The sequence below is a fragment of the Synechococcus sp. UW106 genome (assembly GCF_900474015.1).
In the GTDB taxonomy this organism is placed as follows: Bacteria; Cyanobacteriota; Cyanobacteriia; order PCC-6307; family Cyanobiaceae; genus Parasynechococcus.
This window is the reverse complement of record NZ_UCNV01000008.1, coordinates 79556-93068: the sequence shown is the minus strand read 5'-3', so window position 1 is coordinate 93068 and position 13513 is coordinate 79556. Positions and strand designations below refer to the sequence as shown.

The following is a 13513-nucleotide window of genomic DNA, read 5'->3' as shown; positions in this document are numbered from 1 at the left end:
ACAACACCACCCATGCTTCAACCGCCGCTGGACGCAGAACAGATCCGTGCTCTGTTCACCAAGCCCTACGGAACACCCGGCCCCACAGCTGCACAATGGAAGGCTGTTTACGCCGACGACGTTCACTTCACCGATCCAACCCAGGAACGGCAGGGCATTGACGCTTACATCCTTGCCCAGGAAGGTCTGATGCAGCGCTGTGATGACGTTTTCCTGGAAACAGAAACGGTGGCGGTGAACGGAGAAACAGCCTTCGTTGAATGGCGCATGGGCCTAAAAATCAAAGGGATTGAATTCATCTATCCCGGCGCAACCCGGCTCAGCTTCAATCCAGATGGAAAGATCGGGGATCATCGTGATTATTTCGATTTCGTCGGTCCCACATTCGCTCCTGTTCCTGTGATTGGTGGGCTGGTGCGATGGCTTTACAAACGGTTCGTTGCCTGAAGCAGCACAGCAGGGGCATCTGTTGATCGGTCCCCCGGGCAGTGGAAAGTCCACCCTCGCCGGGATCCTCGCTCCGTTGCTCCGTGCAAGGGTGATCTCCAACGACGCTCTGAGAAAACAGCTTTGGGGGGACGCAAACATTCAAGGTCCCTGGACTGAAATCGAGCCCCTCCTCCATGAAGCCATCGACAGCGCCCTTGCTGCTGGCGAGAACGTGCTTTTGGATGCCACCCATGCGCAACTCTGCTGGCGCCAACGGTTGATGCACAGAGACCTGGGGGTGAGGCGCCTGAAGTGGATCGGCTGGTGGCTACAGACACCGCTGGACCGCTGCCTTGCCTGGAACCGGTCACGTGAACGAATAGTGCCCGAACAGGTGATTCATGCGATGCACCGAACGCTGACCAGCCGTGCTGACAGACCCGATACAAGAGAGGGATTCTCAAGCTTGATTCGCCTCAATCCCGCCAGCTCAGACCACAACGACCAGATCAATCGAGCACTTCAAACCATTCTTGGCCATGAAGAAAGGTAAGCAGGTCATGCACCCCCCTTTGAGTCCCATCAACGTGATTTGAACAGCATCAGTGCCATGACTCTCGGAGAACTGTTTCTGGAAGCCATGTCCACCGGCGTGATCACCAACGGTGAAATGGCGTGGGTGACCGACCGACAAGATCAATTCACGCGAACCGAGGAAGCCGTCGCGCAGAGACTCGGCCGACTCATCGACGAAGGCACGATTCAGCTGGGTTGCCGCATGCCAGTGGCCTGAGCAAAGGCAGTGCCCTGATGACGCGAATTTCCTGCCGCTACACCGGCGATCTGCACTGCTCAGCAGAACATGGGCCCTCAGGCGTGGCAGTGCAAACCGATGCACCGCCTGATCACGACGGACGTGGTGAAAGCTTTTCACCAACAGATTTGTTGGCCACTGCTCTTGGCACCTGCATCTTGACCGTGATGGGAATCACGGCCAAACGCCGAAATTGGACGGTCACGGATGCAGAAGCATCGGTGGAAAAAATCATGAGCCAATCGAGGCCCCGCAAGATCGAGACACTTCGGGTCAGCATCACCCTGCCGATAGGGTTGTCAGAGGAGCAGATTCAGTTGTTCAAACGTGTTGTGAATGACTGCCCTGTGAAACGCAATCTTGAGCCATCCATGACGATTGATTTGATCTGGTGCTGATCATCCGCATCGATCCAAAGACGGGTTTAAAGCGGAGATAAGAAGAGCAAGAGGAGGAACGGTGAGACTTCACTTCATACCGATTCATATCTTCCGAGAGACTCCATCGGTGACCTTCTTTGATGCTGGGGTCCCTGGGAGCAATGGCACCGACGTGGTCGCCCACCATGGCGCCGCCACGTCCCCCCCCGATCAAGACGGGTCAGAGCAGTACTACGTACACCGTCATCAGGTGGACAACAACCTGGTGTTGGAAGGGGCTCGGACCTTCACGCTGCTCAATCCAGCCTGGGACCACCCCCATCACATCATTCATTTGATCCGCGCGATGGGTGCTCTCCAAATCCCGATCGGGACCTACCACCGCTCAGTCTCCAGCAATGAGGGCAGCCTGGTTCTGAACCAATCCATGCGTGATCGCGAATTTGATTACAGAACGGAATTCATCCCCATAAGACTTCAAGCACAAGAAGATCTCCGGAAAGCAAAAGCAACGGTTCCATGGATCTGGAGCTGGAAAGATGGGCACATCTGCAGAGATCACGGATCTCAGTGATGGTGTTTCCGTCGTCGTGAATGACGACGAATGCGCTTCACCAATCGGTCGCTGATGGCGTTATCCGCTGCACACTCGAGCTGATTCCAGCGCCATCCCAGCAAAGACAGCAATAAGACGATTGCAATTGCGATCAACCAACCCACGGTGACAGCTCAAAGTGACAGCTCAGAGACAAAGACTGCTAGTCCAGAGTTCCTCCTCGTCACCAAGATGTGTCCGAACGCAAGTGGTCACGCACTCACCATCATCCACCGAGCAGGTCGTGATGCACTCAAGGCATGCCTCAACAGAATCCCAGGTTCCAGCCTGCTGTTGCTCCATGGCGCTCTTAACCACTGAAGGAGTTGTAGGTCGCCGATGGATCTCTGTCACAGCTTCCATGAAGACGAGTGAAGGAGGCGGGTTTTAGCGCTGGCCGTCCTGATCGAGGCTGAATTCCAGCAATGCTGCCGTGAGCAAGGTCTTCATCGTCTGCAGTGCCTCCTGCTCCCTTGGATCCGGCCCCCCAGGCCATTTCTCGAGATGAAAGCTCACCGAGCGGTGGAGCAGGCGAACAGCCTCGAGATCCAGATCGAACTGGAGCGTGGCGCGGGACTCACTCATATCCACATTCTCCCTAACACCGGCTCACCATGGCCAAATCGTTGACAGCGAGAAACCTATCAACTAGTACATAATTACTAAACTCATAGCGATGGAGTCCTTGAACGCACCCCTAGCCGGGACTTGGCCACCGATGGGCGCAGGGCAGCTACGTCCCAGTCGATCCCTCATGGTGTGCCTCACCTGCCAGCACTTTCAGCACACCCTTGCCGAGGCAGGAGTCACTCATCCGGCCTGCGCACGCCATCAACAATTGCTCCCCCAGGGAGCACACCTTGATCACCGCTGCCACCAGTGGATGCAGCGACTGGAGAAGGAAATCGGCTGGTGCCCAGAGGGAGCCTGATTCTCTTCAAATCCCCCACAGTGACAAACAAAAGCCCCCTCGTGAGAGGGGGCTTTCCGATTCAGTTGATCTGAATCGTTTGTTCTGTTCCAGAAGGAACAGGTTGATTCCAGATCAACCGATGGCAGGAGCCTGCAGAGCCACAGGAGTGGACTCAGCAGCAGCCAGGTCGAGAGGGAAGTTGTGAGGGTTGCGCTCGTGCATCACTTCCATGCCGAGGCCGGCACGGTTGATCATGTCGGCCCAGGTGTTCAGGACGCGGCCCTGACCATCAAGGATGGACTGGTTGAAGTTGAAGCCGTTCGGGTTGAAGGCCATGGTTGACACGCCAAGGGCGGTGAACCAGATGCCGACAACAGGCCAGGCAGCCAGGAAGAAGTGAAGGCTACGGCTGTTGTTGAAGGAGGCGTATTGGAAGATCAGGCGACCGAAGTAACCGTGGGCAGCCACGATGTTGTAGGTCTCTTCCTCTTGGCCAAACTTGTAGCCGTAGTTCTGGGACTCGCTCTCGGTGGTTTCACGCACCAGGGAGGAGGTCACCAGGGAGCCGTGCATGGCGGAGAACAAGCTGCCGCCGAAGACACCTGCGACGCCCAACATGTGGAAGGGGTGCATCAGGATGTTGTGCTCGGCCTGGAACACCAACATGAAGTTGAAGGTGCCAGAGATGCCCAGGGGCATGCCGTCAGAGAAGGAGCCCTGACCGAAGGGGTAGACCAGGAAAACGGCCATCGCGGCAGACAGCGGAGCGCTGTAGGCGACGCAGATCCAGGGGCGCATGCCCAGGCGGTAGGAGAGTTCCCACTGACGTCCCATGTAGGCGGAAATGCCGATGAGGAAGTGGAAGCAAACCAACTGATATGGGCCGCCGTTGTACAACCACTCATCGAGGGAAGCAGCTTCCCAGATGGGGTAGAAATGCAGGCCGATGGCGTTTGAAGAAGGAACAACAGCACCGGAGATGATGTTGTTGCCGTAGATCAGTGAGCCAGCGACAGGCTCACGGATGCCATCGATATCGACAGGGGGTGCTGCGATAAACGCAATGGTGAAGCAGATGGTGGCCGCCAAGAGGCAGGGAATCATCAGTACGCCGAACCAACCCACGTAAATGCGGTTGTTGGTGTCGGTAACCCACTGACAAAAGGCTTCCCAATTGCTCTGGCGTCCGCTGCGAATTGCGGTGGACATAGAAGAAAAGAAGACGAATGAACCTCTCCCCAGAAAAAGGGGATAGGTGGACCAAGCCTATGGACGGAACCTTCCGTTACATGAGATTTAAACAATCAGAATCAGGTCTCAAGCAATCTTCATTAAGCACTTCATGAAGCATTCATGAAGTTGAATGAAGCAGCCAATCGCGTGATTGCTGAACGAAGCCGTTCCAGTTCAGCCGCTCCTGCTCAGAGGCCCGGGCCACGAGCAACGGGGCCTGCTGCTTCAACGCCACGAGATCAAGCTCATCCACACCCGCATTGACCGCGAGCCAATCCGCCATGGAACGTCCCACCACGCGGGTGAGATAGGCCGCACTGAGGGCTTGCATCGCTCCAGCGATGAGCCAACTCCCCCCATCCAACTTGGCCAGACCCAGCAAGGCTTGTCCCGTCCACTCCACCACGCCCTGGGCCAGCGCCACACGCGCCAACTGCGCCGCCGCTTCCCTGAGCACATCTGGCTGCAGCGACGTTCCCCAGATCTCTCCCATCTCCTTGATCATCAATCCGTTGGCCACCGCGACGGCAAGAAGATCAAGGCTTGGGACTGGGGCTGCCAACACAGAACCGGCAACCACCCATTGGGTGCGTTGCTGGATCTGCAGAAAGCGCTCACGCCGGAGCGACTCCAAGTCGCGCTGCCAGCGCCGGTGAAGATCAGCCAAAAGCCGCGGCCGCGTTTCGGAAGCCGCCTTTTTCAGCAAACGGCGCAAAGGCCCCAAAGCAGCCCGAAGCGACATCGACGGATCCCGAACCAGAATTCGCTCACGCCAGCGATCGGGGAGATCATCGAGGAGAGCAGAGATGGCATCAGGCGACGATTCCTGACCCTCGGGAGTCACAAGCAGCCAGGCGGGTTGATCGTCTGGCAACTGCTGAAGCCAAAGCAGGTCTGAGGCCAGCAATGGAGTGCCCAGGGTGAACAAAATCAGGTCCTGATCCACCAGCCCACGAGGCCAACAGCGGCTGCCCTCAGTGATCAAGGGATGGCACAACGACAGGCTCAAAGACACCGAGCCTGCAAGAGATCGGCTGAGGTTCTCTGCGCTTGGTCCCTGATGGTCCCCCAGGGCGACCATGGCCATACGCACAGGACCGCTGCGCTCCAACACCAACTTCAATTCAGCGCGTCGGGCTAGATCCGCGGATGGTTGCTGCTCAAAACGTGCGAACTGATCCAGCACCTCCTGGCACCGAGAAATCCATCCATCCAGAGACACAGGTGCTGCGAACCGCGGTTTGCTGGGCTTGCGGCCGAGCCAGATCACCACGCCACCAGCAGCCAGGAGGCCCAGTCCTCCGCCGGGAACATGCATGACATCACTGATCAGCCAGTGTCCAGCAAGCAGCCCAGCTCCGGCCACGGCCAGCGGCCGCAGCAGCGACGTTGGTGGCATCACCAGATCTGGCAATGAAGCCGGGAATTTCAACCGTGTGTCTGTTGTAGCAGTGGCCCTTCTTAGCTCAACCCAACTCCTGAAACCAGGACTTCAGGTCAGAGGGAAGACTTCTCCATAACTTGGGAAGAAGACGGGTTCAGCCATGACACACAGTCATCCCAACCCGATGGTCGACAACCGCAAGGGGGTGCGCAGGGTTCTCATGGTGGCTCTGGGCCTGAACATCACCATGTCGCTTCTGAAGCTTCTGGTGGGGGTCATGAGTGGATCCCTGGCGGTGATCGCGGATGCCATGCACAGCGCCACCGATGCCCTCTCCAGCCTCACGGGACTGGTCACGAACAAGCTCTCCGATCCACGGCCGGATCGCGATCATCCCTACGGACATCGCAAATACGAGGCGGTCGGAGCCCTCGGAATCGCAGGTTTCATCCTGTTCACAGCCATCGAAATCCTCATGCGTTCAGGGGAACGGCTCCTGGAGGGGCTGCCACCCATTCGTGTCACGGGCCAGGAGCTTGTGCTGCTCACCCTTGTGCTTGGGTTCAATCTCCTGCTTGCGGGATATGAGCTGCGGGAAGGTCGGCGACTCAACAGCAACCTGCTCAAGGCGGATGCCCAGCATGCGGCGAGTGACGTCTGGACCACCGTGGTGGTGCTGGTGGGCATAGCAGGGGCGGTATGGCTGCAGGTGAGCTGGCTCGACGTTGCTTTGGCGATCCCCATGGCTCTGCTGCTGATCCGTGTCTGCTCGCAGGTGCTGCGCAGCACCTTGCCCTGGCTGGTGGACCACATGGCGATTGCCCCCGAGGCCATCTACGCCGAAGCGATGTCCACCGCCGGGGTGATGAATTGCCACGACATCGCCAGCCGCGGCGTGCTGGGTCAGCAGATCTTCATCGAAATGCATATGGTTGTCGATGCCGACGACCTCACCAAGGCGCACCAGATCACTGAGCAAGTGGAGGAGCGCTTGGAGGAAACCTTCGGCCCGGTGCGGTGCACCATCCATCTGGAACCAAAGGACTACGTGGAGGACTGGATCACCTACACAGGTGCCCATGGCTGAAGCCGACACCGCAGTGACGCCGCTCGCCGGGCTGACAGAGCGTCAGCAGAGGGGCCTGATCGACGTACTAGACGAAGTCCGCAGCGCCGATGGCTGGTCTTGGCAACTGCCAGTTTTGCTGCAGGAACGCTGCTGGCTGAGGCTGTCCAGAACTCCCCTCACGGAGCTACATCGCCTTCTTCCCCCGGATGGGCGTGATGAAGCCCCGGAACTGGTGCATTACCGGCGCCTGCTTCAGCAGGGGATGGATCCACTCTTGGCTCAGCAGAGCTGCTGGCATGACTTCGGCATGGAGGACTGCCAGAGAGCTCTCCGGGAGTATTGGAGCAGCCGGGACACGGCCATCCACGGATGGACTGCCCAGCAGTACCGACAACTGGTGAGCAGCTACCGGGAGCGGATCGAACGGGGGATCACGGCTGTTCCGATGCTGGTGCTCGCTCGAAAGAACAGCGTTGAATGCCACCAGCTGCTCTGGATCACCGAAAACACCCCGGTGATGCGTCACACTTGCGCCTGATTCCAGGCCATGGGCCATGAGTGATTCCTACAGCGATCCCCAACATCAGGCGGGACAGGGAGACGGCGGCCGTGACGGCCAGCGCAGTCGTGGCAACCGTGCCGGCGGCCGCGAAGGCGGAGGCTTTCGGATTCGTCTGAGCGACAACGAAATGCGCTCGGCGAGGGCGCTACAAGAGGCCTTCAATCTCCGCTCCACCGTTGCGGTACTTGGTTTCGCGGTCCGCAGCCTGGGCCAGATGTTGGAGGAGGGCCAACTCGACGCTCTGATCGAGCAACAACGCAATCAGCCCGCCCGGAGTGGACGCCGCGATGGAGGTGGTCGTGATGGAGGTGGTCGTGATGGAGGTGGCCGCGGTCGCCGGTTCGACGACGAGCGCAGCAGCAGGGGTTCCCGTCCGAACCCGTTTGCTCGCCCTGCCAAACCCCAACCCGCAGCACAGGTTGAACCCGTAGCGGAATCGGCGGTGGAGCCGGTGGTGGAGTCGGAAGCGGCCCCAATCGACGACACCAGTTCGGCCCCCGTTGCGGATGGATCGGCCTTAGATGTGTCGACGGACGAGACCAAAACCGAAACGACCGAGGACTGATCGATGAACCGGCCAAGGGTTCTTTCCGGGGTGCAACCGACAGGAGCACTGCACCTCGGCAATTGGCTTGGTGCCATCCGCAACTGGGTTGACCTGCAGGAGAGCCACGACACCTTCGTCTGTGTAGTGGATCTCCACGCCATCACCGTTCCCCATGACCCCAGCCGTCTGGCTGAGGACACCCGCTCCACGGCTGCGCTCTACCTGGCCTGCGGCATGGACGCCAAGCGCTGCTCGGTGTTTGTGCAGAGCCAGGTGGCAGCCCACAGTGAGCTCTGCTGGCTACTGAATTGCGTCACACCGCTCAATTGGCTGGAACGGATGATCCAGTTCAAGGAAAAGGCGGTGAAGCAAGGGGACAACGTGTCCGTGGGTCTGCTGGACTACCCGGTGCTGATGGCCGCCGACATCCTTCTCTATGACGCTGACCTTGTGCCCGTCGGTGAAGACCAAAAGCAGCACTTAGAACTGGCGCGTGACATCGCTCAGCAGCGCATCAATGCCCGTTTCGGTGACAAGGAAACGCCTGTACTCAAGGTTCCGAAACCGCTGATCCTCAAGGAGGGCGCGCGGGTCATGAGCCTGACTGATGGTCGCAGCAAGATGAGCAAGAGCGATCCGAATGAGGGAAGTCGCATCACGCTGCTGGACCCGCCAGAGCTGATCACCAAAAAAATCAAACGCGCCAAAACAGACCCCCTGCGGGGACTGGAATTCGACAACCCGGATCGACCGGAAACTGACAACCTCTTGGGGCTTTACGCGATCCTCAGCGACAAGGGACGGGAGCAGGCCGCCAGCGAATGCGCTGAGATGGGATGGGGGCAGTTCAAGCCGATGCTGGCCGAAGCCACAGTGAACGCCCTGGAGCCCATCCAGGTGCGCTATCGCGAGCTGATGAGCGACCCCGCCGAGCTTGACCAGGTGCTGAGCACGGGACGCGAAAAAGCCGAAACCGTTGCCAACGCAACGTTGGAGCGGGTTCGAGAGGCCCTGGGCTTTGCCCGACGAGCCTGATCACGACCAAAGACAACCATCAGCTGCTCTTATCAATACAAGGGATAAGACCTCGCCCCATACCCCAAGAGATTTGACGGAAACAATCGCAGCGACAGCAATGAGTCCCGGAAGACTCTCAGGATGCTCTCACTTGCATAGACACAGCGATATCACCATGTCAACCCCTCAGGAGCCGATCTCGCGCGGAGGCCTCATGGGCCAGCACTGTGACCGTCCACCTGATTTTCCTGCGTGCGTCATCTTTTTTCTGCGTCCAACAAAACCTCTCGTTGGAGCCGACCTCTGGTCGGTGCAGTGCTGAGCGCAGGAATGGTTCTTTGCGCAGGAGCATCACAGCCCCCCCAGAGCTCCCAGACACTCCTGGCAGGTGTCGGCGACAGCAGTCGCGCCTCCCTGTCGTCAGGCAACGAGGGAGGCCGCTACGAGTTAACGCCTGAGCGACGCGCATTGCTCAACACCATCCGCTATGCCGAAGGCACTTGGAAAGACGGTGAAGACAAGGGCTACCAAATCATGTACGGGGGAGGTCAGTTCCAGGACCTCTCCCGTCATCCCGAGCGGGTGATCGTGAAGCGCTACACAAGCGCCGCTGCGGGTGCTTATCAGTTCCTGCCCAAGACCTGGAAAGGTGTAGCCCAGGAGCTCAGGCTGTCCAGCTTCGAACCCAGGCACCAGGATCAGGCCGCACTGCATCTCGCTGAGCGAAGGGGTGCTCTCGATGAGATTGATCGGCAGGGTCTTACCAAGGACGCCATGGCAAAGCTGGCACCCGAATGGGCATCCTTCCCAACCAAAGCCGGTCACTCCGCCTACGGGCAACCGGTGAAGAGTCATCAGGAGCTGGCAAGCTTTTACAGCAGCAACCTGCGCCAGCTGAGAAATCAGCTGGGTGCCTGAGGAGAACGGGAGGAACCCAGCTTCGCGGCCAGGGCCCACACCTCCGTGACCAAACCGTGCCACGGGTTCATGACCTCCATGGAAACGGCCATGGGCTGTGTTGAGGCAGCCACGAGGGCACGTGTGGCTGCAATCGCCTTCTTGCCGTTCTGCAGTCGCAGCTCCATGCCCTGACGCTCCTTGAGCGACATCACCGCATCCGGACAGGCCTGGAGAAGCTCCTCCCCGCGCTGAAACCAGTGCTCGAAGTCATCGAGAAGGGACGCCAGCAGTTCATCCAGCAGAGCACCAGCGTCCCGATTGGTTGACTCGCCCACGTGATGCCCTCGGGTCTCGCCCATAGGATGGCGGGCCTCGTACCTGAACCGGTGAGCAGCGCTGCAGCAACCACCCCAGCCCCCTCAGCACCAGTGGTTCTGCCCAAGACCAGCGAAAGCGATCAACTGCTCAAAATCCGCCACTCGATGAGCCACGTGATGGCCATGGCTGTGCAGCAGCTGTTTCCCAAGGCACGCGTCACCATCGGACCTTGGACCGAAACCGGGTTTTATTACGACTTCGACAATCCCGATCCCTTCACAGAGGCCGATCTGAAGGCCATCAAGAAGGGGATGATCAAGATCATCAACAAGAAACTGCCCCTTGAACGGGTTGAGGTGAGCCGCGGCGAGGCCGAAGCAAAAATCAAGGCCCAGAACGAGCCCTACAAGCTGGAGATCCTCGAAGGCCTTCAGGAGCCCATCACCCTCTACACCTTGGGTGAGGCCTGGTGGGACCTCTGCGCAGGACCTCACGTGGACCACACGGGGCAGCTCAACGCCAAGGCCTTCGAGCTGGAAAGCGTGGCAGGCGCCTACTGGCGTGGCGATGAAACCAAAGCGCAGCTGCAGCGCATCTACGGCACAGCCTGGGAAACCCCCGAACAACTGGCGGAGCACAAACGCCGCAAGGAGGAAGCACTGCGCCGGGATCACCGACGCATCGGCAAAGACCTCGACCTCTTCTCCATCGAGGATGAAGCCGGAGCCGGCCTGGTGTTCTGGCACCCCCGTGGCGCCCGCATGCGCCTGCTGATCGAGGAGTTCTGGCGTCAAGCCCACTTCGAGGGCGGATACGAGCTCCTCTACACACCCCACGTGGCCGACATCAGCTTGTGGAAGACATCAGGCCACCTCGACTTCTACGCCGAAAGTATGTTCGGTCCGATGGAGGTGGACGAACGGGAATACCAGCTCAAACCGATGAACTGCCCGTTCCACGTGCTCACCTATGCCAGCAAATTGCGCAGCTATCGGGAACTACCGATTCGCTGGGCCGAACTCGGGACCGTGTATCGCTACGAGCGACCGGGCGTGATGCACGGCCTGATGCGCGTGCGCGGCTTCACCCAGGACGATGCTCACGTGTTCTGCCTGCCGGAACAGATCAGCGACGAGATTCTGAAAATCCTCGATCTCACCGAGCGCATCCTCTCCACCTTCGATTTCAGCAACTACGAGATCAACCTCTCCACCCGACCGGAGAAGTCGATCGGAGATGACGACGTCTGGAACCTTGCCACCAAGGGACTGATCGAGGCCCTGGAGCGCAAGGGCTGGGCGTACAAGATCGATGAAGGGGGAGGCGCCTTCTACGGCCCGAAGATCGATCTCAAAATCGAAGATGCCATCGGCCGGATGTGGCAGTGCTCGACCATCCAGCTGGATTTCAACCTGCCGGAACGCTTCAAGCTCGACTACATCGCCGCCGATGGAAGCAAGCAGCGTCCGATCATGATCCACCGCGCCATCTTCGGCTCGCTGGAGCGCTTCTTCGGGATCATGACCGAAAACTATGCCGGCGATTACCCGTTCTGGCTGGCCCCTGAACAGGTGCGACTGCTGCCGGTCACCGACGAAGTGCAGCCCTACGCCGATCAGCTGCTGGACCAGCTCACCAAGGCCGGGGTCCGCGCCACAGTCGACCGCAGCGGCGACCGCCTCGGGAAGTTGATCCGCACCGGCGAACAGATGAAGATCCCTGTTCTGGCCGTCATCGGAGCGAAAGAAGCGGAGCAGAACGCTGTGAGCCTGCGCAGTCGCCGGGATGGTGATCTCGGGGTCACAGCAGTGGCCGACCTGCTCAGAGCTGCCCAGACGGCCAATAATCAACGCGCTGCAGGCCTGGAGCTGAATTAATGGCGGAGTCCCCTGTGAACAACCTGGCCGATCTCGCGCGTTTGCGTGGAGCACCAGAGCTGCTTCCTCAGACCAGAGATCAGCTCCGCCAAGAGCTCAACCAGGCGATGGCCACCGCCCATTGGTTCACCATTGGCGTCATGGCTCCCTCCATGGATCAGGCGCTCTCAGCGCTGCGCAATCTGGAGCAAAGCCAAAAGTGGGACTCCATGGAGCTTGTCGACAGCCCGGAGGGACCGGGTCCTGTTTTTCTGAAAGCCAACCAGAGGGGGGGGACAATCCGGATTCGGATCGAGCACGGCCTCGGCGAAGGAATTTTGATCAGTGGGCACGGCGAGGACGAAACCACGCAAAGCACCACCTGGGGACCACTCCCACTGGACTTCTTCTCCTGAACTTCCCACGCTGGTAGGAGATACCGCGGGTTTGTATGGCCACCCCCACACTCCTTGCAGGGGATATGGGAGGCACCAAGACCCTGCTTGCTCTTTACGAGAGTGACGGGAGTCAGCTTCGCCTGCTGCATCAGCAGCGCTTCCGCTCCGGGGAATGGTCTTCTCTCGAGCCGATGCTCGGCAGCTTCCTCAACGATCGTCCAGCCGATCTTGCTGCTCCTGCTCATGCCTGCATCGCCGTCGCCGGTCCGGTACGTCACAGGGAGGCTCGGATCACCAATCTGCCCTGGCGACTCCGGGAGGCCGACCTGGCTCATGCGGCGGGATTGGAACGTCTCGAGCTGGTCAACGACTTCGGCGTGCTGATTTACGGACTGCCCCACTTCGATGACAGCCAGCAAGTGATCCTTCAAAACGGTGAACAGGATCATGGCCCCCTGGCGATTCTTGGTGCCGGCACCGGTCTTGGCATGGCACGGGGATTGCGGACCGAACAGGGCTTGGTGGCTTTGGCAAGCGAGGGAGGGCACCGCGAGTTCGCCCCGCGCAATGAAGCGGAATGGAACCTGGCCTGTTGGCTCAAAGAGGATCTCGGCGTCAGCAGGCTGTCGGTCGAGCGCATCGTGAGTGGCACCGGCCTGGGGCATGTGGCTCACTGGCTGCTTCAAAAACCCGATGCCGGAATGCACCCCCTGCGCAGCGTTGCCGAAGCCTGGCGACGCAACAGCCCCAACGATCTTCCGGCACAGGTGAGCCTCGCGGCTGAAGAGGGAGACCCTTTGATGCAGCGCGCTTTGCAGTTATGGCTCGAGGCCTATGGATCAGCGGCAGGCGACCTTGCCCTGCAAGAACTCTGCACAGGAGGCCTCTGGGTCGGTGGTGGCACCGCATCAAAACAATTAAAAGGGCTGCGATCCGAAAGCTTTCTCAACGCGATGCGCGATAAGGGCCGCTTCCGAGAGCTGATTGAAGGGCTGCAGGTCACAGCCGTGATCGATCCCAATGCCGGACTGTTCAGTGCCGCCTGCCGCGCACAGATGCTGGCGGAGTCAGGTGGGACACTGGCCTGAGCAGAGGATC

General features: G+C 59.5%; 18 protein-coding genes. 14 read left to right on the top strand and 4 right to left on the bottom strand.

What is annotated here, in order from left to right; translation table 11 throughout:
* Positions 1-12 precede the first annotated feature (12 nt).
* The 5 genes from DXY30_RS05185 to DXY30_RS05165 all read left to right on the top strand — a co-directional run bounded on the left by DXY30_RS05185 (position 13) and on the right by DXY30_RS05165 (position 2197).
* Positions 13-447, top strand: a complete 435-nt coding sequence (locus tag DXY30_RS05185) for a nuclear transport factor 2 family protein (protein WP_115023491.1) — start codon at positions 13-15, stop codon at positions 445-447.
* Entirely contained in the window at positions 440-982 is a 543-nt protein-coding gene (locus DXY30_RS05180) for an ATP-binding protein (protein ID WP_115093661.1), read from the top strand. The genes DXY30_RS05185 and DXY30_RS05180 overlap by 8 nt, the downstream gene beginning before the upstream one ends.
* Positions 983-1039: 57 nt before the next feature.
* A complete protein-coding gene (locus DXY30_RS05175) occupies positions 1040-1222 on the top strand; it encodes a hypothetical protein (RefSeq protein ID WP_115094193.1) in 183 nt (60 codons plus the stop codon).
* 17 nt (positions 1223-1239) lie between these two features.
* Positions 1240-1641, top strand: a complete 402-nt coding sequence (locus DXY30_RS05170; RefSeq protein ID WP_115094191.1) for an OsmC family protein — start codon at positions 1240-1242, stop codon at positions 1639-1641.
* A 109-nt stretch (positions 1642-1750) separates the two neighbouring features.
* Complete coding sequence (locus tag DXY30_RS05165) at positions 1751-2197, top strand: hemagglutinin (protein WP_371638628.1); 447 nt, start codon at positions 1751-1753, stop codon at positions 2195-2197.
* A gap of 408 nt (positions 2198-2605) precedes the next feature.
* Here the strand turns inward: DXY30_RS05165 and DXY30_RS05160 are convergent, their stop codons facing one another.
* Positions 2606-2803 (bottom strand): hypothetical protein, encoded by a 198-nt coding sequence (locus DXY30_RS05160; protein WP_115023495.1) that lies wholly within the window; start codon positions 2801-2803, stop codon positions 2606-2608.
* 91 nt (positions 2804-2894) lie between these two features.
* On the opposite strand from DXY30_RS05160, the gene DXY30_RS05155 reads away from it, so the two are divergent.
* Complete coding sequence (locus DXY30_RS05155) at positions 2895-3149, top strand: galactose oxidase (protein WP_115093659.1); 255 nt, start codon at positions 2895-2897, stop codon at positions 3147-3149.
* A gap of 114 nt (positions 3150-3263) precedes the next feature.
* On the opposite strand, the gene psbA is transcribed toward DXY30_RS05155, so the two are convergent.
* A complete protein-coding gene (psbA, locus tag DXY30_RS05150; protein WP_115093658.1) occupies positions 3264-4340 on the bottom strand; it encodes a photosystem II q(b) protein in 1077 nt (358 codons plus the stop codon).
* 142 nt (positions 4341-4482) lie between these two features.
* The gene (locus DXY30_RS05145; RefSeq protein WP_115094189.1) at positions 4483-5763 is read right to left on the bottom strand and encodes a YcjF family protein; all 1281 of its coding nucleotides are present in this window, start codon (positions 5761-5763) and stop codon (positions 4483-4485) included.
* Positions 5764-5908: 145 nt separating this feature from the next.
* Here DXY30_RS05145 and DXY30_RS05140 point away from each other — a divergent pair, with 145 nt between their 5' ends.
* The 5 genes from DXY30_RS05140 to DXY30_RS05120 all read left to right on the top strand — a co-directional run bounded on the left by DXY30_RS05140 (position 5909) and on the right by DXY30_RS05120 (position 9861).
* A complete protein-coding gene (locus tag DXY30_RS05140; RefSeq protein ID WP_244281285.1) occupies positions 5909-6835 on the top strand; it encodes a cation diffusion facilitator family transporter in 927 nt (308 codons plus the stop codon).
* Positions 6828-7355: a hypothetical protein gene (locus DXY30_RS05135; RefSeq protein ID WP_115093657.1), complete on the top strand. Its 528-nt coding sequence runs from the start codon at positions 6828-6830 to the stop codon at positions 7353-7355. The genes DXY30_RS05140 and DXY30_RS05135 overlap by 8 nt, the downstream gene beginning before the upstream one ends.
* Positions 7356-7371: 16 nt before the next feature.
* Positions 7372-7944 (top strand): hypothetical protein, encoded by a 573-nt coding sequence (locus tag DXY30_RS05130; protein WP_115093656.1) that lies wholly within the window; start codon positions 7372-7374, stop codon positions 7942-7944.
* 3 nt (positions 7945-7947) lie between these two features.
* Positions 7948-8961, top strand: a complete 1014-nt coding sequence (gene trpS / locus DXY30_RS05125; protein ID WP_115093655.1) for a tryptophan--tRNA ligase — start codon at positions 7948-7950, stop codon at positions 8959-8961.
* A 312-nt stretch (positions 8962-9273) separates the two neighbouring features.
* A complete protein-coding gene (locus DXY30_RS05120) occupies positions 9274-9861 on the top strand; it encodes a muramidase (RefSeq protein ID WP_371638731.1) in 588 nt (195 codons plus the stop codon).
* Here the strand turns inward: DXY30_RS05120 and DXY30_RS05115 are convergent.
* Positions 9846-10202: a DUF2605 family protein gene (locus DXY30_RS05115; RefSeq protein ID WP_115093654.1), complete on the bottom strand. Its 357-nt coding sequence runs from the start codon at positions 10200-10202 to the stop codon at positions 9846-9848. The genes DXY30_RS05120 and DXY30_RS05115 overlap by 16 nt on opposite strands.
* 3 nt (positions 10203-10205) lie before the next feature.
* Here DXY30_RS05115 and thrS point away from each other — a divergent pair, with 3 nt between their 5' ends.
* Genes thrS through DXY30_RS05100 form a run of 3 tightly spaced genes read left to right on the top strand, consistent with a single transcriptional unit; the run spans position 10206 to position 13503 of the window.
* Complete coding sequence (thrS, locus tag DXY30_RS05110) at positions 10206-12038, top strand: threonine--tRNA ligase (RefSeq protein WP_115093653.1); 1833 nt, start codon at positions 10206-10208, stop codon at positions 12036-12038.
* Positions 12038-12433: a DUF1824 family protein gene (locus DXY30_RS05105; protein WP_115093652.1), complete on the top strand. Its 396-nt coding sequence runs from the start codon at positions 12038-12040 to the stop codon at positions 12431-12433. Before thrS ends, DXY30_RS05105 begins: the two co-directional genes overlap by 1 nt.
* 35 nt (positions 12434-12468) lie before the next feature.
* Positions 12469-13503, top strand: coding sequence for an ROK family protein (locus tag DXY30_RS05100; protein WP_115093651.1), 1035 nt, complete (start codon positions 12469-12471; stop codon positions 13501-13503).
* The last annotated feature ends 10 nt before the right edge of the window (positions 13504-13513 follow it).

Coding starts and splice junctions, on each gene's coding strand:
- DXY30_RS05185 (WP_115023491.1), top strand. CDS start 13: ATGCTTCAACCGCCGCTGGACGCAGAACAGATCCGTGCTCTGTTCACC.
- DXY30_RS05175 (WP_115094193.1), top strand. CDS start 1,040: ATGACTCTCGGAGAACTGTTTCTGGAAGCCATGTCCACCGGCGTGATC.
- DXY30_RS05170 (WP_115094191.1), top strand. CDS start 1,240: ATGACGCGAATTTCCTGCCGCTACACCGGCGATCTGCACTGCTCAGCA.
- DXY30_RS05160 (WP_115023495.1), bottom strand. CDS start 2,803: ATGAGTGAGTCCCGCGCCACGCTCCAGTTCGATCTGGATCTCGAGGCT.
- DXY30_RS05155 (WP_115093659.1), top strand. CDS start 2,895: ATGGAGTCCTTGAACGCACCCCTAGCCGGGACTTGGCCACCGATGGGC.
- psbA (WP_115093658.1), bottom strand. CDS start 4,340: ATGTCCACCGCAATTCGCAGCGGACGCCAGAGCAATTGGGAAGCCTTT.
- DXY30_RS05145 (WP_115094189.1), bottom strand. CDS start 5,763: ATGCCACCAACGTCGCTGCTGCGGCCGCTGGCCGTGGCCGGAGCTGGG.
- DXY30_RS05140 (WP_244281285.1), top strand. CDS start 5,909: ATGACACACAGTCATCCCAACCCGATGGTCGACAACCGCAAGGGGGTG.
- DXY30_RS05135 (WP_115093657.1), top strand. CDS start 6,828: ATGGCTGAAGCCGACACCGCAGTGACGCCGCTCGCCGGGCTGACAGAG.
- DXY30_RS05130 (WP_115093656.1), top strand. CDS start 7,372: ATGAGTGATTCCTACAGCGATCCCCAACATCAGGCGGGACAGGGAGAC.
- trpS (WP_115093655.1), top strand. CDS start 7,948: ATGAACCGGCCAAGGGTTCTTTCCGGGGTGCAACCGACAGGAGCACTG.
- DXY30_RS05120 (WP_371638731.1), top strand. CDS start 9,274: ATGGTTCTTTGCGCAGGAGCATCACAGCCCCCCCAGAGCTCCCAGACA.
- DXY30_RS05115 (WP_115093654.1), bottom strand. CDS start 10,202: ATGGGCGAGACCCGAGGGCATCACGTGGGCGAGTCAACCAATCGGGAC.
- thrS (WP_115093653.1), top strand. CDS start 10,206: ATGGCGGGCCTCGTACCTGAACCGGTGAGCAGCGCTGCAGCAACCACC.
- DXY30_RS05105 (WP_115093652.1), top strand. CDS start 12,038: ATGGCGGAGTCCCCTGTGAACAACCTGGCCGATCTCGCGCGTTTGCGT.
- DXY30_RS05100 (WP_115093651.1), top strand. CDS start 12,469: ATGGCCACCCCCACACTCCTTGCAGGGGATATGGGAGGCACCAAGACC.